Raw genomic sequence first — 21,188 nt, 5'->3', positions numbered from 1 at the left:
ACGTGACATCACGATTCGTCCCACTCGCCGCCCTCGCCGCAGCCACCGTGCTGACGGCGAGCGGCTGCGCGGGCGCGGGATCGTTCGGAGGTGACGGTGGCGGCACGACCATCACCGTGGCCATCGTCTCCAACTCGCAGATGTCCGACGCGATCTCGCTCGCACCGGAGTTCGAGGCCGAGAACCCGGGTGTGAACCTGAAGTTCGTCTCGCTGTCCGAGAACGAGGCGCGCGCGAAGATCACGGCGTCGGTGGCCACGGGCGGTGGTGAGTTCGACGTGGTGATGATCAGCAACTACGAGACGCCGCAATGGGCCGAGAACGGGTGGCTCACCAATCTGTCCGAGTACGCGCAGGCCACACCGGGATACGACGAGGACGATTTCATCCCGTCGCTCAAGGAGTCGCTGTCCTACGAGGGAAGCATGTACTCGGTGCCGTTCTACGGTGAGTCGTCCTTCCTCATGTACCGCAAGGACCTGATGGAGGAAGCGGGCATCACGATGCCGGCCGAGCCCACCTGGGACCAGGTGGCCGAGGCCGCCGCGACACTCGACCGTCCGGGCATGTCCGGCATCTGCCTGCGTGGCAAGCCCGGCTGGGGCGAGGTGCTCGCGCCCCTCGACACCGTCATCAACGCCTTCGGCGGCCGGTGGTACGACGAGAACTGGAACGCGCAACTCGACAGTCCGCAGGTCGAGGAAGCCGTGCAGTTCTACGTCGACCTGGTCCGGTCGCACGGACAGGCCGGCGCGGCGACGAGCGGCTTCAGCGAGTGCGGAACGCAACTCGCACAGGGCAACACGGCCATGTGGTACGACGCCACCTCGGCGGTGTCGGTGCTCGAGGACCCCACGTCGAGCAACGTCGTCGGCAAGATCGGGTACGCCAAGGCCCCGTCGGCGGCAAAGGGCGACAACGGCTGGCTGTACTCCTGGTCGCTCGGCATCCCGACGACGTCGGAGAGCCCGGACGACGCCTGGAAGTTCGTGTCGTGGATGACGAACAAGGAGTACCTGAAGAAGGTCGGCACCGAGCTCGGCTGGGAGCGGGTGCCACCGGGAAGCCGGTTGTCCACCTACGAGATCCCGGAGTACAAGGAGGCGTCGGCCGCCTTCGGTCAGGTCACGCTCGACTCGATAAACAATGCCGATCCGCTGAACCCGACGGTCGATCCGGTGCCGTACACCGGCGTCCAGTTCCTCACCATCCCCGAGTTCCAGGATCTCGGCACTCGGGTCAGTCAGCAGATCAGCGCCGCCGTGGCAGGACAGATCAGCGTCCAGGACGCGCTCGCTCAAGCGCAGCAGTACGCCGAGGTGGTCGGCAAGACGTATCAGGAGGATCAGTGATGACCACGACCGAAGTCGGCTCGGCGAGATCCGAGACGCCGTTCGTTCCTCGCGAACGGGTGATCTCGAAGGCGGAGGGGTGGCGGCGCCGCGGTCCCCTGCTGCCGGCCATGGTCTTCGCGATCGTCGTCACGCAGATCCCGTTCCTGTTCACGCTGTACTACTCGACGCAGTCGTGGAACCTGGTGCGCCCCGGATCGCGGGAGTTCAACGGTCTGAACAACTACGTGGACGTGTTCCGGGACAGCCAGTTCCGCTCGGTCGCGTTCAACACGGTGATCATGATCGTGGGCACGGTGATCATCTCGGTGGCGCTGGGCCTGGTGCTCGCACTGCTGCTGGACCGTAAGTTCATCGGCCGCAGTCTGATCCGCACCCTGCTGATCACTCCGTTCCTCATCACCCCGGTCGCCGGTGCACTGATCTGGAAGACCACCATGTTCGACCCGGTGTTCGGCCTCATCAACTTCGTGCTCAGCCCGTTCGGGGTCGACCAGATCGACTGGGTCTCGCGGTTCCCGCTCGCCGCGGTCATGACCAACCTCGTCTGGCAGTGGACCCCCTTCATGATGCTGCTCATCCTGGCGGGACTGCAGTCGATGCCGAAGGACATCGCGGAGGCTGCGCGGGTGGACGGCGCCGGGCCCGTCGCACTGTTCCGCGAGTTGACGTTGCCGCATCTGCGACGCTTCATCGAGCTCGGAGCGGTCCTCGGCGCCATCTACCTCATCAACACCTTCGACGCCGTCTACATGATGACGTCCGGCGGCCCGGGTGTGGCGTCGTCGAACCTGCCGTTCTACATCTATCAACGAGCGTTCCTCGGCTTCGACATCGGCCAGGCCGCGGCCATGGGCGTCGTCACCGTGGTGGCCACCATCGTCGTCAGCACACTGGCGCTGCGACTGATCTTCACGAGCTTCAGCGGGAAAGAGGAGGCTGCCTGATGAGTACCACCACCGAGCGGAGCGCCGGCAGCGGAACTCCGAGCGTCACCGCGCCGATCACACGCAAGAAGCGATGGGGGCCCGGATCGATCTGGTCCTTCGTCGCCTGGGTCGCCGGCATCGCCTTCTTCTTCCCGGTCCTGTGGATGGTCATCACCGGGTTCAAGCAGGAAGCCGATGCGTACACCGCGACGCCGAAGATCTTCTTCACCCCGACCCTCGACCAGTACCGCGGCGTTCTCGAGAGCGGCATCGGCACCACGCTGCTCAACTCGGCCTTCGCGACCGTCGTGTCCACGATTCTCGTTCTGCTGCTGGGTGTCCCGGCTGCATTCGCCCTGTCGCTGCGTCCCGTGAAGAAGACGCAGGACGTGCTCTTCTTCTTCATCTCGACGAAGATGCTGCCGGTCGTGGCGGCCATCGTGCCGCTGTACGTCATCGTCGGCGACATCGGTCTGCTCGACAACATCTGGGCGCTCATCATCCTGTACACGGCGATGAATCTGCCGATCGCGGTGTGGATGATGCGGTCGTTCTTCCTCGAGGTCCCGAGCGAGTTGCTCGAGGCCGCGAGCATGGACGGGGCCTCGCTGTGGACATCGGTGCGGGAGGTCATCCTGCCGCTGGTCTCGCCCGGCATCGCGGCCACGTCGCTGATCTGTGTGATCTTCTCGTGGAACGAGTTCTTCTTCGCCGTCAACCTCACCGCCGTTCAGGCACAGACGATTCCGGTCTACCTCGTCGGCTTCATCACCGGGCAGGGCCTGTACTGGGCCCAGCTCTCCGCCGCTGCGACGTTCGCAGCCCTCCCCGTCGTCCTCGCCGGATGGTTCGCGCAGAACAAGCTTGTGCGCGGCCTGTCCTTCGGCGCCATCAAGTAGGAGAAAGAACCATGGCTGCAATCTCGTACAAGCAAGCGTCCTGCATCTACGACGGCGCCGACAAGCTGGCGGTGGACTCGCTCGACCTCGACATCCAGGACGGCGAGTTCGTCGTCCTGGTCGGCCCGTCGGGCTCCGGGAAATCCACCGCGCTGCGGATGCTCGCCGGTCTCGAGGAGATCGACGGCGGTGCCATCGAGATCGGCGGGAAGAACATGGTCGGTGTGCCGTCCAAGGACCGCGACATCGCGATGGTGTTCCAGAACTACGCGCTCTACCCCAACAAGACCGTCGGCGAGAACATGGGCTTCGCGCTCAAGATGCGCGGGGTCAGCCTCGAGAAGCGTCAGGCCCGCGTCGCCGAGGCGGCCCGACTCCTCGACCTCACTGAGTACCTGGATCGCAAGCCCGGCAAGCTCTCCGGCGGTCAGCGGCAGCGCGTCGCCATGGGCCGCGCGATCGTCCGTGAGCCCCAGGTGTTCTGCATGGACGAGCCGCTGTCGAACCTCGACGCCAAACTGCGGGTACAGACACGCACGCAGATCGCCGCGCTGCAGCGTCGGCTGGGGACGACCACCGTGTACGTCACCCACGACCAGGTCGAGGCCATGACGATGGGCGACCGCGTCGCGATCCTCAAGGACGGCAAGCTGCAGCAGTTCGCCGCGCCGACCGAGCTCTACGACCACCCGGTCAACGCCTTCGTGGCCGGATTCATCGGCTCGCCGGCGATGAACCTGTTCACGGTGCCCGTCGTGTCCGGCGGCCTGAAAGTCGGTGAGCGCACCGTCCCCCTCGAGCGCGACCAGCTCACCGCCATCGCCGCCGCGGGACTCGACGAGGTGACCCTCGGCCTGCGTCCAGAACAGCTCGCGATCGGCTCCGCGGACGACGACGGACTGCTGGTCACCGTCGACCTCGTGGAGGAACTGGGCAACGAGAGCTACCTCTACGCCAGCTTCGACGACACCCGGATCCGCGCCTCGGACGGCACACCGGCCACGATCGTGGCACGCTCTCCCAGGAGGGCACCCGCGCGGATCGGCGAGAAAGTCACGCTGACCAAGCAGGAGGGCACCGCGTACCTGTTCCACCCGACCTCGGGGGAGCGGATCGGGGCCTGAGCAGCAGGGGGCAAGACTCGGGTGTGGGAACGTGCCGGGAAGACCGTTCCCACACCCGTCCACCGTCGCGGGACCTCGCATGTGAGCGTGCGGCCACAGGATCGCCGGTGATTCTGCGGATCGGCAGAGTGTTCGTCGATCGTGTGTACTCACACTCGCCTGCGGGCTGTCGGTTCCTGTGGGCGTGGTCGAGCAGCACGTCCGCCGCGTCTCGCGGGTGACTCCAGGGCCACCAGTGCTTCGTGTCGACCTCCGGGACGGTCAGGTCCGGCACCCGGCGGTCGACGTCCTGGACCGGTCGACACGTTTCAGCGCACGGCACGAGGGTAGTTCGAGGCACTCGCTCTCGACACAGGAGATTCTCATGGCCCGTGCCACCCTTGCCCACCTGCTCCACGATGTCGGACTCGCGGCCTGGTTCGGCGGAACCCTCGCCAATGCCGTCGCACTGAACGAGGCGTCGTCGAACGCCGACACCGCCGCCTCCACCGGGGCTGTCACCAACGAGGGATGGGATCGGTGGACGCCGGTCAACGCCGCGGCCATCGGTGTCCATCTCGCCGGTGCGACAGCACTGCTGAAGAACGACTACGGACGTCTGAAGGCGCAGGACGGCGTCGCCTCGATGGCCGTCGCCAAGACCGCGCTCACGGCGGCCGCACTGGCGGTCACCGCGTACAGCCGCGTTCTGGGACAGACGGTCTCGAAGGAAGGTGCGGTACCAGCCTCCGACGGGACCACGCCCACCGCGTCCACGCCACCGCACGTGGCGGCCGCGCAGAAGAAACTCCAGGCACTGCAGTGGGTCGTCCCCGCGTTGGCCGGCGGAGTGGTCGCCATCTCCGCGTACGCGAGCGAGCAGTTCCGTCCCGAGGAGGTCACTCGCGGCGTAGTGTCGCGCATCGTCGGCTGATCGCCCGATCCGCGAGGTCTGTCCGGGTCGCAACTGCAGAGTGGTGATGACGTGGCAACGACACCGGACGACGACACCGACGCGGGAGCCGACCAGCGCACTCCGCTCGTGCGACCGCCGAAATTGCGGACCGAGGCCGATCGCGGCGCGACCCGGTTGGAGCTGTTCTTCGACCTCGCCTACGTGCTGGTCGTGCACCAACTCGCACTCGCACTGAAGGACGACCTTCGCTGGCAGGGCATCGCCGAGTTCGCGGGAATCTTCGCCGTCACGTGGTGGTCATGGGTGACCACCACGTTGTACGCCAACAGGTTCGACACGAACGACGTCCTGTACCGATTGCTGAAACTCGCCGCCACCTTCGCCGTGGCGGTGATGGCCGCCAGTGCCGCGACGGCGGTGGGCAGCGACGGGACCGTCGCCTTCGGAGCCGGGTACATCGCGACGCGGGTGATTCTCGCCGGTCTGTATCTTCGCGCACGGCGGCACATCCCCGACGTCCGCGTCACGATCGATCTGTACCTCGCGGCCACCGGCGTCAGTATCGTGATCTGGACGGTCTCGCTGCTCACCCCGTCACCGATCACCTACCTGCTGTGGGCGGTGGGAATCATGGTGGAGGCCGCGGCGCCGTTCGCCGCGACCCACTGGGGACCGGATGTTCCGCTGCACCTCGAGCATCTGCCGGAGAGGTTCGGGCTCTTCGTCATTCTCGTTCTCGGTGAGTCGATCTCGGCTGTGGTGCTCGGGATGCACGACACCCACTGGATGTTCTCGTCCGTCGCCGTCGCGGCACTCGGATTCACGATCGCTGCAGCCGTGTGGTGGATGTACTTCGACATCGGCGGCGCGGAGGCCAAGACGGAGATCCAGGACGACGAGCGGGTGGTGGGCAGTGGGCGTGCCGACGGGTACGTCTACGGGCACCTCCCTCTCACCCTGGGTGTCGCTCTCCTCGGCGTCGGGATCCAGCAGTACGTCCTGCATCCCGTCGGCGAACTGACCGATGCCGGGCGCTGGGCCCTGTCCGGTGGGGTGGCGCTGTTCGTCGTCGGGATCTGCGCCGTTCTCGGCTGGAGTTCCGGCGACTGGAGAACGGTGTTCCCGTGGCCGGCGCTGGCCATTCCCGTCGTCGTCGTGCTGGGTCTCGTCGACACCAGGCTCCCGTTCGCCTCGGCCATCGTCCTCGCTGTCGGCGCGATCACGGCCGTCGTCACCGGGGTGATCCGTCGGCGCCGCAGTCCGGTCGACACGACCGAGACCTGACGCCGGGGCTATCGGTCCCGGCCGGCGTGGTCGAGCAGCACGTCCGCCGCGTCTCCCGGGTGACTCCAGGGCCACCAGTGCTTCGCGTCGACCTCCAGGACGGTCAGGTCGGGGACCCAGCGGTCGACGTCCTGGACCAGATCGGGGGAGAGGAAGCGATCCTTCAGCGGAACCACGACGAGTGTGGGTACGTCGCACCGCGGTGGTGGCCCGGACAGCATGCGCCGAATGATGTTGGCGCGGTAGAGCTCGACACCGCGCTGCATGTTCAGCGGATCCGCGGCGGGAGCGGGGTCCGCGGGACCGGCCTGGACGAACAGAGTCGGAACGTACTTTCCCAGGACCGGCACGTGGAAGCCCCAGATGTACCACGACCGGGCGAGCTGACCGAGCACCGACGGCCACTGGGTGGGCCGCAGTCCGCGCCGACGCGACGTCTCGCGGAGGTGGTCGATGCTGGGACCGGAGACGGAGGTGAACGATCCGAACACCTCGGCGGCGCGGGGATCGCGCATCGGCTCCCACATCTGCACCGAACCCCAGTCGTGGGCGAAGGCGTGGACCGCTCCGCGGAGATCGGGGATCGACTCGACCACCGCATAGGTGTCGTCGGCCAGGCGTTCGATGGCGAACGACTCGGACCGTTCCGGGTGCTCGACGACGGTGCGGCCACCACCGCGCGTGTCGTAGGCGATGACGCGGGCGCGATCACCGATGGCGTCGATCATCGGGTGAAACATGGTGTGGTCGTCCGGATACCCGTGCACGAGCAGCACCGTCGTGTCCGACTCCGGATCGCCGTACTCGAACACGGCCAGTGCGGCACCCGTCGAGTGAGCGGTCCACCTGCTGTGCGGCTCGGTCATCCTGCCTCGCTCCTTCTGTACAGCGACTCTCCTCGGAGCAGTCGCGCGACGAGGTGCAGCCGCACCTCCTCCTGCTCGGGCTGCGGATGCACCACGGCGGAGAGGGCTTCCCCGTCGAGGAGGTGTACCACCGTGAAGAGCACCGTATCGAGTTCCGCCGCGGGAATGTTGCCGGCGATCGGCAGCGAGCGTCCGAGGTCGGTGATCTCCTGGTGGTAGCGCACGGTGAACGGAACGAGACGCTCCCGCAGTGCATCGTCACTCCGGGCGGCGATGAGCAGCTCGTACCAGGCACCGTTGATCGGCGCCCGGCACGCGGCGCGCAGCAACGTCAGGCAGTGCTCGACGGACGCCGAGCCGAAGCCGGACAGCCCGGCGCGGAACTCCTCGAACTGGCGCCTCCGGACCTCGTCCGCCGCGGCCACGACGAGATCGAGACGGGTGGCGAAGTGCCGGAAGAGCGCACCCGACGACACTCCCGCGCGGGTCACCACCTCGTTGACCGTCGTGGCGGCGTAACCCTTCTCGCACAGCGACGCGATGGTCGCGTCGAGGAGTCGCGCGATGGTGTCGGTGCGGCGCTCTTCCTGCGTTCGTCTCACACGGACACGGTAGTGGCCGCAGGTGTCCTCACGCCCGCTCGCAGGAATCGGCCCGCCCGCTCGGACACCCCGAACCAGGAGGCGAATCGGCCCTCGCGATACGCGACTCGTCCGCCGACGAGCGTCGCGGTGACCGCGGTGTCGTTACGGTTGACCATGCGGCTGAGACCCCCGAATTCCGGCATCGTCTCCTCGTTGTACGCGTCGACCTCGTCCGTCAGGCCGGCGGGATTCACCACGACGATGTCGGCGCGATCGCCGAGACGCAGGTGGCCGGCGTCGACGCCGTAGAAGTCGGCGAGTTCGCCGCTGAGCTTGTGAGCCGCCTGGCCGACCGTCAGGAACGACTCGCGGGCGTCGTTCACGCGCCGCAGCAGGCGGATGCCGAAGTTGTAGAACGCCATGTTGCGCAGGTGCGCCCCGGCATCGGAGAACCCCACCGTCACACCGGGCTTCGTGATCAGCTTGTCCATCTGCTTCTGGCGATGATTGGCGATGGTGGTGTGCCAGCGTAGTTTCCGGCCGTGCTCGACCACCAGGTCGAGGAAGGCGTCGACGACGTGGATCCCCTGCTCCCGTGCCAACTCTGCGATGTTCTTGCCGATGACGGACGAGTCGGGGCATTCGGTGATGATGACGTCGCCGAAGTCTCGGTGCCACACACGGGAGGAGAACTTCTTCTCGAAGTCGGCGCGGAACCAGCGTCGATACGCCTCGTCCTTCAGCAGTTCGTTACGGCCGAGCTCCTCACGAAGGTGCAGAGCTGCTCTGCCGGAACCGAATTCCTCGAAGACGACCAGGTCGATTCCGTCGGAGTAGACGTCGAACGTCGTGGGCAGGTGCTGCCAGCGGAACTGCCCCTTGCCCGGTCCGTTCACCGCAGCGGCCAGCGGACCGAAGATGTGGTGGATCCACGGCGAGGCCTTGGCGTCGGCGGCGGCCAGCAGCGAGACCTTCAGTGCGCGTCGGCCGATGCCCGTCGCGGCGCCGAGGAAGAACACCATGTCGTACTTGGTGTTCAGGTTCGGAATGCTCTGCAGCAGACGGCCGCGGCGACGCAGGATCTTGTGCAGACGCCGGAACTCCGACCACGACGCGTAGGACGACGGCAGCGAGCGCGAGCGGTATCGATCCCCGTCCAGCTTGTCCCAGGGATTGGTCATCGTGGACATGCCGAGCATGCCCGCGTCGAGTGCCTTCTCGAGAGCGTCCGCCATCTGCGCCGTCTCCTCGCGCGTCGGTCGCTGGGAGCGGTCGGTCGACCGGTCGAGTCCCATGACGTGGGCGCGCAGGTCCGAGTGCCCCACCAGCGCAGCGACGTTCGGTCCGAGCGGGAGGCGCTCGAGCGCGGCGATGTATTCCTCCGGGCCCGACCAGGTCTTGTGCGTGTCGACGGCCTTGAGTACGTGATCGCGGGGGAGGGCCTCGACGCGGCTGAACAGGTCGGCGATGTCGACGGGAGTGGAGTACAGGGTGGAGAGCGAACAGTTGCCGAGCAGCACCGTCGTCACGCCGTGGCGCACCGACTCGCTCAGGCCCGGCCCCACCAGGACCTCCGCGTCGTAATGAGTGTGCACGTCGACGAATCCCGGCATGACCCACTGGCCGGTGGCGTCGATGACCTCGGTGTCCGGTCCGACGTCGAGCGCGTCCGAGGACACGGCACGGACCACGCCGTCGACGATGCCGACATCGCGGCGAACTCCCGGCCCACCATCTCCGTCGAAGACGGTCCCGCCGCTGATCACCACATCGAAGTGCGACTCGTTCATGTGACCTCCATCACTGTGCGATGGGCTCACCGTAACTTAGAGAGTGATCACTCGCAATAGTGGGACTTCGTCCCCCGTGTGCCTTTTGCGCATCTCCGGATACGCAAAGGGCGCACGGGGCCGAAGGCCACTCAGAACGCGAGTGGACGGTGCGACTCGCGAACATAGGTCCAGGTCGAAGACGGACGCACCAGCCCCGCCGACTCGAGGTCCACACCGTCGTCGGTGATCGTCGAGGTCAGGAAGGTGCGGTCGGACTCCTCGAGGGCACGGGACTGCACCTCGGCGAACGCCTCGATCGCGATGCGGTGGTACTCGTCGAGCGGGTTCTGTCGGCCGAGTGCCCGGAGATGAATGCTCTCGCGGACATCGCCGAGGTGCGCCAGGTAGTCGGACCACGCGCGGTCGAGATGGTGGAGAACGATGCGCCGGGCGGCGCGTACGCGGGCGTCGGAGTCGACGGCCTCCAGTTCCGCGGCACGCTCGGGATTGCGGGTGGCCAGCAGGTCCCACGCCTCGTCGGTGCCGAGCAACGCGGCCCGACGCGTGTCGAGGATGTCGCGGTGTTGGGCGGTCAGTTGGTTGTACCGCCAGGTGGACGCGTGGGTGTCGAGCATCGCGCCCTCCGCGACGCGCTGCGCGTGGTCGATGCGCTTGGCCGCGACCTCCGACTCGAGGAAACCCGTGTCGTCGGGGTGGCCGGGTCGGTCGCTCTTCTCGAGATAGCGCGTCACCAGCGAGTCGTCCCAACTGGCGAAGAACACGGAGCGGCCCGGATCACCCTGTCGCCCTGCGCGTCCCCGTAGTTGGTTGTCGAGGCGCTCGGTGACGTACCGCGCGGTGCCGATCACGAGAAGGCCGCCGAGGTCGGTCACGCCGTCCCCGAGCCTGATGTCGGTGCCGCGGCCGGCGATCTGCGTCGAGACGGTCACCGCATCGCGCAGTCCGGCCCGCGCGATGATCTCGGCCTCCTCCGCGTCGTTCTTCGCGTTGAGGGCGACCACCGGCACTCCGGCGTCCTCGAGGCGGGCGGCCAGAGACTCGGACTCCTCGACGTCGTGCGTCCCCACGAGCACGGGCTGCCCCGTGGCGTGGGCTTCCAGCACCGCGGCGACGACGGCCGCGTTCTTCTCGGGAGCGGTGGCGTACACGCGGTCGACCTCGTCGACGCGGACGAGCGGCTCGTTCGGCTCGACCACCGACACCCCGAGGCCGTAGAACGTCCGAAGCTGTTCTCCTGCTGCGAGAGCCGTTCCGGTCATTCCGCACACGCGGCGGTACCGACCCATCAGGGCCTGCACGGTGATGGTGTCCAGGACCTGCCCGGTCTCCGTGCGCGCCAGGCCTTCCTTCGCTTCGACCGCGGCCTGGAGACCGTCCGGCCAACGCTGCAGCTCCGCGACACGGCCGCGGGAGGCGTTGACCAGCTGTACCCGACCGTCCCGCACGATGTAGTCGACATCCCTGCGTACCAACACCTCTGCGTGCAGGGTGAGATTGACGCGCACCAACGTGGTGCCGACGTGCTCCTCGCTGTACAGATCGATCCCGCCCAGTGCGTCCTCGAGCTTCTCGGCCCCGGCATCGGTCAGGAACACGTTGCGACGGTCGGTGTCGACCTCCCAGTCGGTGTCAGCGTCGAGAGACCGCACGGCGTCGAGCACGTCGTCGGCCGACACGTCCTGATCGATGGAGCCGGCGAGAACCAGGGGCACCAGAGCTTCGTCGACGAGCACCGAGTCGGCCTCGTCGACGACGGCGACGTCCGCGGTAGGGGAGACCAGCGTGTCGACGTCGTCGACGAGATGGTCGCGCAGTACGTCGAAGCCCACCTCGTTGACCGAGGCGTAAGTGACATCGCACCCGTAGGCAGCGCGCCGCTCGTCCGCCGTCGACTCCGCCGTGATCCACCCGACCGTGACTCCGAGCGCGTCGTAGAACGGGCCCATCCACTCGGCGTCGCGTCGCGCGAGAAAGTCGTTGACCGACACCACGTGCACGTCCCTGCCCTGCAGCACGTAGGCGGCGGCCGCGACGGCGCCGGAGAGCGTCTTCCCTTCGCCCGTCGCCATCTCGATCACGTCGCCCTCCAGCAGCCGTACGGCTCCGTAGAGCTGAGTGTCGAAGGGGCGCAGGGACAACGCTTGATCGGACGCCTCGCGCGCGAGCGCGAGGAACGCGGGCACGTCGAGGGAGCCGGCTCCGCGCAGACCGTCGGCCGCGGCACGCAGACCGTCCGCGTCGAGGTCGCGGTGGCGGACCTCGAGCGCTCGGGCGGCATCCACGGCACCTCGCGACCGCGCATGCCCCTTCGCGACCGAACGACCGAGCAGGGACCAGAACCGTGACGCCATGTTCGCCAGGCTACCGACGGGCCCGTAGGTGCGGCCGCAAGCCGTGTGCACACCCCCAGCGGTGAGCGCACACGGTCTGCGGCCGGTGGGGAGGGGTGTGCGGTCACTAGAAGGGGTGCGCACACCCGTTGTCGCAGCGCGTCCGACGTGGGAACCGCCTCACCTGAGACGGTCGCGGCCGGACGGCTTCGAGAGGACGACGTTCACCGTGGTCACTGTTCTCGGAACCGTGGGCATCGCATGGCTGCGCGACGTGCGTTGATCGAAGGTCCAGGCCACCGGCGGGCCGTCACGCAGGAGCGATGCGCCGACGCGGGAGAGGGCTCGAGTACACGACGTTGGTGGTGATGGAGCCGAGGGTGGCGAGCCGGCCGGTGACGCGTTCGAGATCCCGCATCGAGCGGGCGAGGACCTTGATGATGAAACAGTCGTCACCCGTGACGTGATGCGCCTCGATGATCTCCGGGGTGGACGCCACCAGTGCGTCGAACGGACCGTAATTGCCCGACGGGTACGCCAGGCGGACGAATGCGGTGACGGTGTAGCCGAGCGCCTCGGTGTCGACAGTGACGGAGTAGCCGGTGATGACGCCGATGTCGGTCAGGCGACGGACGCGGTCGGCCGTCGCACTCGACGACAGGTTCACCACTCGGGCCAGATGTGCAACGCTCGCGCGCCCGTCACTCTGCAGCTCGTCCAGCAGTCGTCGGTCGATCTCGTCGACCTCGGGGTGTGGATTACGCGGCACAAAGAAAACGATACCGGCCGATCGACGCCGGATCGTGCGATCAGCCGGTGATCATCACTTCTCCCAGTCGCCCGAACAGGATTGGCTGAGGTCATGCAACAGACACCGTCCGCCGCCGACTTCTTCGCCGCGAAACTGAGGTTCGAGACAGATCCCGCCGATCTCGCCGCCGAGCGATCCCGCGGTGCGGGGCCGCTGCTCATCGACGTTCGTTCGGACGCGTCCTGGAGTGCGGGACGCATTCCCGGAGCGGTGCACATCGTCGGGGCCGATCTGGGCACGCGCATCGCCGAGGTGGAGCCGGATCGCGACGCCGACATCGTCGTCTACTGCTGGGGACCGGGATGCAACGGCAGCACCCGAGCGGCCCTGACGCTCAGTCGCCTCGGCTACTCCCGCGTGCGGGAGCTGATCGGGGGATTCGAGTACTGGGCACGGGAAGGTTTCGCCGTCGTGTCCGACACCGGCCGTACACGGCGAGCGCCCGATCCGCTCACCGCTCCGACGACGTGACCGTCCCCAGCCACCCGGACACCAGCTCGACGGCCTCCGGGGCGGCCACAGCCGTCGCGTGGTCGTACCCGCGGAGCTCTTCGTACTCGGAGCCGGCGATCAGCGATGCGGTGCGACGGGTGTCGTCGATACGCTGGATGTCGCGGGAGCCGACGTAGAACAGTGTCGGCGCGGTGATGGCGCGGACGGCGTCGTCGGCGATGCCGGGATCGTCGTCCGAAGCCCGGAAGTACGCGGCCAGTGCCTCGGAGTCGTTGCGCAGGAACGCGGCTCGGGTGCCGGAGTCCACCGGGAAGCCGCGGCGGTTCGCCCACTCGTCGACGAACCCGTCCATTCCCCGTTCGGCGAGGACGTCGGCGCTGCCGTCGAAGAACAGGCTGTCCAGCGCGCCCTTCTGCGGCCCCGATCCAGCGCCGCCGACCACCAAGGAGGCGACCCGCTCGGGAGTGCGGGTGACCAGGTTCAAACCGGACCGCCCGCCGAACGAATAGCCGACGTAGTGCACCGCGTGTACGTCGACTGCATCGAGGACAGCGACGAGATCCTCGCTGATGCGGTCCATCGAATAGCTGTCGACGGTGCGGGGAGCATCGCTTCGGCCGTGTCCACGCTGGTCCACGAGGATCAGGCGGTACGTGTCGCGCAGTGCGCGCACGTATCCGAACGTGCGCCAGATCTGGTGCGACAACAGGCTGCCGTGCACCAACATCACCGGCGGGCCGGTGGGGTCACCCGTCACCGACCAGGCGATGCGGGTGCCGTCCACCGGGTTCGTCGCGAAGTCCACGGTGCCATGGTCGCAGGTGGGCGATCTCAGGTGGACGTCGAGGTGAGCCCGTCGGCGGTCAGATCGACCCGCCGCGTGATCCCCAGCGCATCGAGGAACGCCTCGTCGTGGCTGACCACGATCAGGGCTCCCCGATACGACGACAGCGCCGTGCTCAGGTGCGTCCTGGACGCGACATCCAGGTTGTTCGTCGGTTCGTCGAGAATGAGCAGCTGTGGAGCCGGATCGGCCAGCAGCAGCATCGCGAGGGCCGCGCGCACCCGTTCCCCGCCCGACAGGGTGTGCACCACCGCGTCGGCCCGCCGACCGCGGAAGAGGAAGCGAGCGAGCCGAGTTCGGACGTCGGTGATCGACGTGTCCGGTGCCGCGCGGCGGACGTTCTCCACCACGGACGCATCGTCGTCGAACACGTCGAGGGATTGCGGCAGCACCGCGGTCGGCACCGACGGCGCCAGAGATCGCAGGAGAGTCGTCTTGCCGACTCCGTTGTCCCCGACGAGCGCGATGCGTTCCGGGCCCATGATCGTGAGTTCGACCGTCCTGTCCGGGTACCGACCGTCCAGATCGAGCAGCATCTCGCCCGTCGACGCCACCGACTTCGACGCGTGCACCGCCGTCTCGGGCAGATCCACCACGATCTCGGTGTCGTCACGAATCATCTCGTGCGCCTCGTCGGCGCGGGCGCGGGCATCCGCCACGCGGTCCTCGTGTCCGATGCGGTACTTGGCAGCCGACTCCTGTGCGGCGCTGCGCCGGTTGTGGGCGACGATCTTCGGTACCCGCTTCTCGCGAGATGCTTTCTCTCCCATCCGTCGCCGGTGGGCCACAGTGGTCTGCGCCTCGACCAGATCCCGCTTCTGCCGGCGCAGATCCTGATCGGCCGACCGCGCCGCGGCCCGCGCCGCCTCCTGCTCGCCCTCCACGACGCTCCGGTAGTGCGTCCAGTTGCCGCCGAACATCCGGAGCGACGCGGGCGACGACCGTACCGAGTGGAGTTCGGCGATGTCGTCCATGGTGTCGAGCAGGCCCTGGTCGTGACTCGCGACGACGACGGCGCCGGAGAACTCGTCGAGTACTCGTCCCAGAGCGGATCGAGCGCGTCGGTCCAGGTTGTTCGTCGGCTCGTCGAGAAGCAGGACGGAGGGCCGCCGGATCACCTGACCGACGAGTGCGACGAGCGTCGACTCGCCCCCCGACAGGGTTCTCATCGGTCGATCGAGATCTGCTGCCGTGCCCAGACTCTCGCCGAGGCCGGCCGAGTCGAGCAACGCGAGAGTGCGCTCCTCGACGTCCCAGTCCGTCCCGACGACGGTGAAGTCGTCGGGATCGGTGCTGCCGTGCTCGATGCGTGCCAGGGCCCGTCGGACGTCTCCGATGCCGAGGAGATCAGCGACGGTGTCCGAGACGTTCGTGACCACCTGCTGGGGAAGATGGCCGACGGTGCCGGTGACGCGCACGGACCCGCGCTGCGGTCGATACCGCCCGGTGATCAGGTGCAGCAGAGTGGATTTGCCCGCTCCGTTGGTGCCGACGAGGCCGGTCCGGCGCGGCATGAACGATGCGTCCAGGCCGTCGAGGACAGGCCGGCCGTCGGGCCAGGAGAAGGTGAGATCGGAGAGAACGACGGAGGGTGATACTGACATGGAGCACCTCGAGAGGAGTGTCGTGCCACCGCGACGTGCGCGTCGGTGGGATCCGCACTACTTACGAGAGGAGCAACTGCCTGTCCGTTCGTCGGGGACGATGAGCTACCAACTCTAGGTCGGCAGCGCAGAACGGTCAACAGAGATGTCGAATACGGCTGTGAATCAGTCGGTCTCGTCGTCCTGAGTGTGAGTGTTCCGGACGTCGGGTCCCTGGGCCCGCAGGTCGTCCACCTTCGCCATGGCCTCGCGCAGTTCTGCGAGCCACGGGTCGATGTGGTCTCCGGTCAGGCGTACGGCCCAGGCGAGCGCGTCGGCGCGCGAGCGTGCGACGCCGGCGTCGACGAGGGTGTCGAGCACCTTGCGTTCGGGCTGACGCAGTCGAGTCATGACCGGCACCGCGAGGTGGGTGAAGAGGGTGGTGTCGCCGTCGATGGTGACACCCCAGGCGACCTTGCGGCCGTAGCGTGCCTCGGCCTCGTCGGCGATACGCATGCGATCGTCGCGGGTGGACTCACGGAATCGAGCGATGCGGCCCTCGACGCCGGCATCGGACTCGGGGGCGTTCAGTTCGCCGATCACGACGATTTCCTCGCGGTCGACCTCGACCGTGGCGGTGCCGTCGAACCAGTCGTCGGGCAGGCGGCCCAGGAACCACTGTTCCGCATCGCCTGCGTCGGGTACGTCTTTCTGCTGCCATCCGCCGGGCCGGCCGACGCGTTCGCCGCGCTTTGCGCCGCGACCGCGGCCGTGTCCGTGGGGTCCACCGCGCCGGGGTGCGTCACCTCGACCGAAGGGACTGGAGGGTCGTTCTCCGAAGGGGAAGGTGTCATGGGGATTCATGATGTTCTACTTTCGTCAGTGGCGCGATTACTTGATTACAACGCCAGTGATTACAAGATTACACACGTCGCGCCGAGCGTCAAGAGTTCGTCGCGTCGTGTGACCGACGGATCGGTGGGGCACTATCAGTGCGTGCCTTCGCTGATGTCTCGACCGTCCCGCCGATTCGGCCCCTCCACCAGCAGCGGACTCCGTCTCGCCGCCGCGACCATCGCGGTCGCGCTCGCCGCCACCGCGTGCAGTGCCGACGAGCCCCCGGCGTCCCGTGTGACGGCCGATCGGTTCGCCGAAGCGCTCAGCACACAGAACGTGGGCGCCGCGGCAGAGTTGACCTCGGATCCGGCGGCAGCGACCGCGGTGCTCACCCAGATGTACGACGGACTCGGCGGTGGCGGAACAGTCACGGCGACACCGCGGTTCACGGTGAGCCAGGCAGACGACGAGCAGCAGACGTTCACACTGTCCGCCTCCTGGTCCTTTGCACCGCCCGAGGATGCGGAGGCACCCGCGACCGGCACCGCATCCGCGACGGCGACCACCACGGCAGCTCCCACCACGTCGGCCCCGGCGGACGCGGAACGCGTCTGGACCTACACGACGACCGGATCCGTCGCCGACGGCGGACAGGGGCTGAAGGTCACCTGGAACCCGGGTGTCGTCGTACCGGGCCTGACTCCGGAGACGACGGTTCGGTACACGCCCGTCACCGCGTCGACCGCGCCTCGCGTCGTCGACACCTCGGGAGCGCCACTCATGTCGCAGCAGGTGGTGACGCTGGTGAATCTCGACCAGACCGCCGATCCCGGCGCCGTCGCGGCACTGGTGTCGCCGTTCGCGCCGACGGTCACGGCGGAATCCCTTCGTGACGCGCAGTCGAGCGCTCCGTCGGTGACGGCCGTGAGCCTGCGGCAGGAGGATCTCGCCCCCATCGAGTCCCTGCTCTCCGCCTTGCCCGGCGTCACTCTGGCGCCGCAGACGCGGCTCCTGACCGAGAATCGCGCACTGTCCTCTCCCGCGCTGAACGACGTGGCGCAGCTGTGGCAGGAGCAGCAGGACGCCACCGCCGGGTGGGCCGTGCAGTTGGTGGCCGCCGACGGTTCCGTCGCCCAGCGGGTGACCGGCGTCGAGGCGACCGTCGGCCCGGACATCCAGGTCACGCTCGACACACTGTTGCAGCTCAAGGCGGAGAACGCTCTCGCGTCGACAGCGAACGCCGCGGCCGTCGTGGCGATCCGGCCCTCCACCGGAGACGTCGTGGCCGTCGCGCAGAACTCGGCCGCGGACGCGCAGGGCCCGATCGCCCTCACGGGCCTGTACCCGCCGGGCTCCACCTTCAAGACCGTCACCACCTCGGCGGCACTGCAGGCGGGCACCGTCACCCCCACGACCGTGGTGCCGTGCCCCGGATCCGCGAACATCGAGGGCCGGACCATCCCCAACGACGACAACTTCGACCTCGGATCGGTTCCGCTCCAGACGGCCTTCGCGCGTTCGTGCAACACCACCATGGGTCAGCTGGCCGTCGATCTGCCCGACGACGCGCTGCAGCAGGCGGCCCTGCAGTTCGGGCTCGGCGTCGACTACCTGACACCCGGGCTCACCACCGTGACCGGCAGCGTTCCGCCCGCGACGACGTCGGCCGAGCGCGTCGAGAGCGCGATCGGGCAGGGCACCGTCACCGCGTCCCCGTTCGGCATGGCCCTGGTCGCGGCGTCCATCGCGGACGGATCCACCCCGTCGCCGACCATGATCACCGGACGACCCGGTACCGCGGATCGCACCGTCGCAGCCCCGCCGGCGGAGGTGACCGACCAGCTGCGCGCCATGATGCGGGAGACGGTCACCGCCGGTACGGCGACGCAGTTGCAGGACATCGACGGACTGCTCGGTAAGACCGGCACCGCCGAGGTCGCGAGCGGCCCGGCGCACGGCTGGTTCGTCGGCATCCGCGGTGACCTGGCGTTCGCCGTGTTCGTCGAGGGCGGCGACTCCTCCGCGCCGGCGCTGACGGTGGCGGGATCCTTCCTGCGCTGAGTGGCCTTCGGCCCTGTGCGCCTTTTGCGCACCCCTGGATACGCACAAGGCGCACGGGGTGACCGGATCGTGACCGGTCCGAGTGCTCACCGTGCTGTGTTACTGGTGTGACTCATGTGATTATTGGGGCATGGTTCTGCGTTCCAGGTACGTCGTCGCGCTGCTCGCAGTGTTCGTGTCGCTCGCGACTGTCGCCTCGTTCGTGGTGAACAAGCCTCGCAGTGAGGCGGCGGTGCTGGTGGACCGGTTCGTCGCCGCCCTCGATCAACGTGACGTGGCCGCGGCCGCCGCGCTGACCTCCTACCCCAATGCCGCGGCCCAAACGATCGGCGCCATGTTCGACTCGATGGGGCCCGGAGTCTCGACGAGCCGCATGTCGCAGTACATCGGCCTGGACGACGAGTCCGGCTTCTTCACCGTCGACTCCACCTGGTCGTTCGGCGAACCCCGCGGCCAGGACTCGCGCGAGTGGCGCGTCACCACCCAGGGGTCGACGCGCAAGCTCGGCGTCGGCTGGCGCATCTCGTGGGATCCGTCGATCCTCGCCCCGGAACTGCGTGCCGGTGGGTCCGTCCGCTACGCCCGGACCGATGCACCCGCACCGCGCGTGCTCGACGCCTCGGGCGCCGTGATGATGGCGGAACAGAACGTCGCCTCCGTGCGGCTCGATCCCTCCGCGACCTCCGACCTGGCCGACACGACGTCCCGCCTCGCCGACGTCATCGACATCGTGGCGCCGCTGATCACGTCCGAGTCGCTCCAGGCCGACGTCGCGGCGGACCCCGGTGCCGAGATCACCGCCGTGAACCTGCGTGCCGACGACTACGCCGTGCTGGAGGACGACCTGCGTGCGATCCCCGGTGTGGTCCTCTACGCGGAACCCAAGCTCATCGCCGGTGACCGGCGGCTGACGTCGCCGGTGCTGGACTCGCTGCGGACCGTGTGGCAGGACTCCCGGGACGCCACCGCGGGCTGGGCTGTCGAGGTCGCGGACACCGACGGCGAGACCACCCGACTGGCAGGTTTCCAGGGTCCGGGATCACCCGACATCACGTCCACTCTCGACCCGGCCGTGCAGCTCGCTGCGGAGACCGCCGCCGTCAGCGTCGGGACCCCGGCCTCGATCGTGGTCATGAAGCCGTCCACCGGCGCCGTCGTCGCCACCGCGCAGAACAGTTACGCCAACGACGAGGGCACGCCGGCGTTCACCGGCCTCTATCCCGCCGGGACGCTCGTGGACGTGATCCAGGCGTCGGCCGATCGCCAGAAGATCGGATTCTCCGACGCCGCACGCCAGTTCGGCTTGGGTACCTCCTTCGACATCCCCGGTCTCGACGCCGTCACCGCCTCGCTCCCCGACGGCCAGTCGGCGGTGGACCAGTTCCGCGGTGTCAGCCGGACGTCGTCCGTATCCGGCATGACGGTGACACCCTTCGGCCTCGCCGAGATGGCGGCGGCCGTCGCTCGTGGATCGGCACCGGCTCCGATGATCGTCGGCGGCGCACCGGCGACGGTGTCCGGTGCGGGCTCGCCCGTCGCCCCGGCCGTGCTGACCTCGCTGCGGAACACACTGCGTGACAACGCCCGCAGCGAAGGTGTCAGCGATCCGTCGGTCACCGGGCTCGCCGGGGACAACGGAGACGATCGCTGGTTCCTCGGCACCAAGGGCGATCTGGCCTTCGCGGTCTACATCGAGGACGCCGACGGAACCGATGCCGCGGCGCGCATGACGAACATGCTGATGCGCGAGATGGCCTCGCCCTCGGAGTGATCACCGGCTTGCTACGTTTCACCCCGTGACCGTCACCGAGTTCGTCCTGCTGATCGCGGCGGGCTTCGGTGCCGGAGTCATCGGCTACATCACCGGCCTGGCGTCGCTCGTGTCGTACCCCGCGCTGCTGGCGGTGGGGCTGCCACCGGTCGCGGCCAACGTGACCAACACCGTGGCGCTCGTCGGGGCCGGTGTGGGTGCCACCGCGTCGTCGGTCAAAGAGCTTGCCAAGAGCGGTCGTTCGCTGCTCTGGCTCACCCTGTGGGCCGCGCTGGGCGGCATCGCGGGAGCCGTCGTCCTGCTGCGCGCGCCGGGGGAGACGTTCGAGGCGGTCGTGCCGATCCTGGTCGTTCTCGCATCCGTCGCCATGCTGCTGCAGCCGCGGATCCGCGTCCTCGCCGGTGACCGGACGTTCCCGGTGCTGTATCCGAGCGCGATCTTCCTCGTCGCGATCTACGGCGGCTACTTCGGCGCGGGTGCGGGCGTCATCTTCATGGCGCTGACGCTGATCTGCACGGCCGAAACCGTCTGGCGCGCAACGCTCCTCAAGAGCTACCTGCTGGGCGTGGCCAACCTGGTCGCCGCGGTGATATTCGCGTTCTCCGGCCAGGTGAACTGGCTCGCCGCACTGGCGATGGGAATCGGCACCATCGCCGGGGGAACGCTCGGCCCGCGCATCGTGAGACACCTTCCGCCGAATCCGCTCCGGATCGCCGTGGCGCTGTGCGGGTTCGGCCTCGCAGCGTGGCTGTGGCTGGGCTGAGGAACTGTG

18 protein-coding genes are annotated in these 21,188 nt (G+C 68.1%); 10 read left to right on the top strand and 8 right to left on the bottom strand.

Going from position 1 to position 21,188, the window contains the following annotated elements; all coding sequences use genetic code 11:
- Positions 1 to 2: 2 nt before the first annotated feature.
- The 6 genes from HQ308_RS10630 (at position 3) to HQ308_RS10605 (ending at position 6,483) form a co-directional block, all read left to right on the top strand.
- Entirely contained in the window at positions 3 to 1,352 is a 1,350-nt protein-coding gene (locus HQ308_RS10630; RefSeq protein WP_027506155.1) for a sugar ABC transporter substrate-binding protein, read from the top strand.
- Positions 1,352 to 2,299 (top strand): carbohydrate ABC transporter permease, encoded by a 948-nt coding sequence (locus HQ308_RS10625; protein WP_027506156.1) that lies wholly within the window; start codon positions 1,352 to 1,354, stop codon positions 2,297 to 2,299. The genes HQ308_RS10630 and HQ308_RS10625 overlap by 1 nt, the downstream gene beginning before the upstream one ends.
- Positions 2,299 to 3,180 (top strand): carbohydrate ABC transporter permease, encoded by an 882-nt coding sequence (locus tag HQ308_RS10620; protein ID WP_027506157.1) that lies wholly within the window; start codon positions 2,299 to 2,301, stop codon positions 3,178 to 3,180. The genes HQ308_RS10625 and HQ308_RS10620 overlap by 1 nt, the downstream gene beginning before the upstream one ends.
- Before the next feature lie 11 nt (positions 3,181 to 3,191).
- Positions 3,192 to 4,304, top strand: coding sequence for an ABC transporter ATP-binding protein (locus HQ308_RS10615; protein WP_027506158.1), 1,113 nt, complete (start codon positions 3,192 to 3,194; stop codon positions 4,302 to 4,304).
- A 364-nt stretch (positions 4,305 to 4,668) separates the two neighbouring features.
- Positions 4,669 to 5,217, top strand: a complete 549-nt coding sequence (locus HQ308_RS10610) for a hypothetical protein (protein WP_222646360.1) — start codon at positions 4,669 to 4,671, stop codon at positions 5,215 to 5,217.
- 51 nt (positions 5,218 to 5,268) lie between these two features.
- A complete protein-coding gene (locus HQ308_RS10605; RefSeq protein WP_308115745.1) occupies positions 5,269 to 6,483 on the top strand; it encodes a low temperature requirement protein A in 1,215 nt (404 codons plus the stop codon).
- Positions 6,484 to 6,491: 8 nt separating this feature from the next.
- On the opposite strand, the gene HQ308_RS10600 is transcribed toward HQ308_RS10605, so the two are convergent.
- The 5 genes from HQ308_RS10600 to HQ308_RS22945 all read right to left on the bottom strand — a co-directional run bounded on the left by HQ308_RS10600 (position 6,492) and on the right by HQ308_RS22945 (position 12,825).
- The gene (locus tag HQ308_RS10600) at positions 6,492 to 7,349 is read right to left on the bottom strand and encodes an alpha/beta fold hydrolase (RefSeq protein WP_222632210.1); all 858 of its coding nucleotides are present in this window, start codon (positions 7,347 to 7,349) and stop codon (positions 6,492 to 6,494) included.
- Positions 7,346 to 7,951: a TetR/AcrR family transcriptional regulator gene (locus HQ308_RS10595; protein ID WP_222646359.1), complete on the bottom strand. Its 606-nt coding sequence runs from the start codon at positions 7,949 to 7,951 to the stop codon at positions 7,346 to 7,348. Before HQ308_RS10595 ends, HQ308_RS10600 begins: the two co-directional genes overlap by 4 nt.
- Positions 7,948 to 9,723: an amidohydrolase family protein gene (locus tag HQ308_RS10590; RefSeq protein WP_222646358.1), complete on the bottom strand. Its 1,776-nt coding sequence runs from the start codon at positions 9,721 to 9,723 to the stop codon at positions 7,948 to 7,950. Before HQ308_RS10590 ends, HQ308_RS10595 begins: the two co-directional genes overlap by 4 nt.
- Positions 9,724 to 9,854: 131 nt before the next feature.
- Positions 9,855 to 12,077 carry an accessory Sec system translocase SecA2 gene (gene secA2 / locus HQ308_RS10585; protein ID WP_222646357.1) on the bottom strand — a complete coding sequence of 741 codons (2,223 nt, stop codon included), beginning with the start codon at positions 12,075 to 12,077 and terminating at the stop codon, positions 9,855 to 9,857.
- Between the two features lie 289 nt (positions 12,078 to 12,366).
- On the bottom strand, positions 12,367 to 12,825 hold the full coding sequence (locus HQ308_RS22945; protein WP_222646356.1) for an Lrp/AsnC family transcriptional regulator: 459 nt from the start codon (positions 12,823 to 12,825) through the stop codon (positions 12,367 to 12,369).
- 93 nt (positions 12,826 to 12,918) lie between these two features.
- On the opposite strand from HQ308_RS22945, the gene HQ308_RS10575 reads away from it, so the two are divergent.
- Complete coding sequence (locus HQ308_RS10575) at positions 12,919 to 13,338, top strand: rhodanese-like domain-containing protein (RefSeq protein WP_222646355.1); 420 nt, start codon at positions 12,919 to 12,921, stop codon at positions 13,336 to 13,338.
- On the opposite strand, the gene HQ308_RS10570 is transcribed toward HQ308_RS10575, so the two are convergent.
- From HQ308_RS10570 to HQ308_RS10560, 3 genes are all read right to left on the bottom strand, one after another.
- Positions 13,319 to 14,125 carry an alpha/beta fold hydrolase gene (locus tag HQ308_RS10570; protein WP_222646354.1) on the bottom strand — a complete coding sequence of 269 codons (807 nt, stop codon included), beginning with the start codon at positions 14,123 to 14,125 and terminating at the stop codon, positions 13,319 to 13,321. The two genes, HQ308_RS10575 and HQ308_RS10570, sit on opposite strands and share 20 nt — an antisense overlap.
- 26 nt (positions 14,126 to 14,151) lie before the next feature.
- Positions 14,152 to 15,768: an ABC-F family ATP-binding cassette domain-containing protein gene (locus HQ308_RS10565; protein ID WP_222646353.1), complete on the bottom strand. Its 1,617-nt coding sequence runs from the start codon at positions 15,766 to 15,768 to the stop codon at positions 14,152 to 14,154.
- Between the two features lie 165 nt (positions 15,769 to 15,933).
- The gene (locus HQ308_RS10560; protein ID WP_261775949.1) at positions 15,934 to 16,611 is read right to left on the bottom strand and encodes a hypothetical protein; all 678 of its coding nucleotides are present in this window, start codon (positions 16,609 to 16,611) and stop codon (positions 15,934 to 15,936) included.
- Between the two features lie 132 nt (positions 16,612 to 16,743).
- Here HQ308_RS10560 and HQ308_RS10555 point away from each other — a divergent pair, with 132 nt between their 5' ends.
- From HQ308_RS10555 to HQ308_RS10545, 3 genes are all read left to right on the top strand, one after another.
- Positions 16,744 to 18,645, top strand: a complete 1,902-nt coding sequence (locus HQ308_RS10555; protein ID WP_308115744.1) for a penicillin-binding transpeptidase domain-containing protein — start codon at positions 16,744 to 16,746, stop codon at positions 18,643 to 18,645.
- A gap of 130 nt (positions 18,646 to 18,775) precedes the next feature.
- Positions 18,776 to 20,416 (top strand): penicillin-binding protein, encoded by a 1,641-nt coding sequence (locus HQ308_RS10550; RefSeq protein ID WP_222646352.1) that lies wholly within the window; start codon positions 18,776 to 18,778, stop codon positions 20,414 to 20,416.
- 25 nt (positions 20,417 to 20,441) lie between these two features.
- Positions 20,442 to 21,179 carry a sulfite exporter TauE/SafE family protein gene (locus HQ308_RS10545; protein WP_222646351.1) on the top strand — a complete coding sequence of 246 codons (738 nt, stop codon included), beginning with the start codon at positions 20,442 to 20,444 and terminating at the stop codon, positions 21,177 to 21,179.
- The last annotated feature ends 9 nt before the right edge of the window (positions 21,180 to 21,188 follow it).

Origin of the sequence: Rhodococcus sp. BP-241, from assembly GCF_019836145.1 — a bacterium.
Classification (GTDB): domain Bacteria; phylum Actinomycetota; class Actinomycetes; order Mycobacteriales; family Mycobacteriaceae; genus Rhodococcoides.
This window is presented reverse-complemented; position numbering and strand designations above follow the sequence as displayed.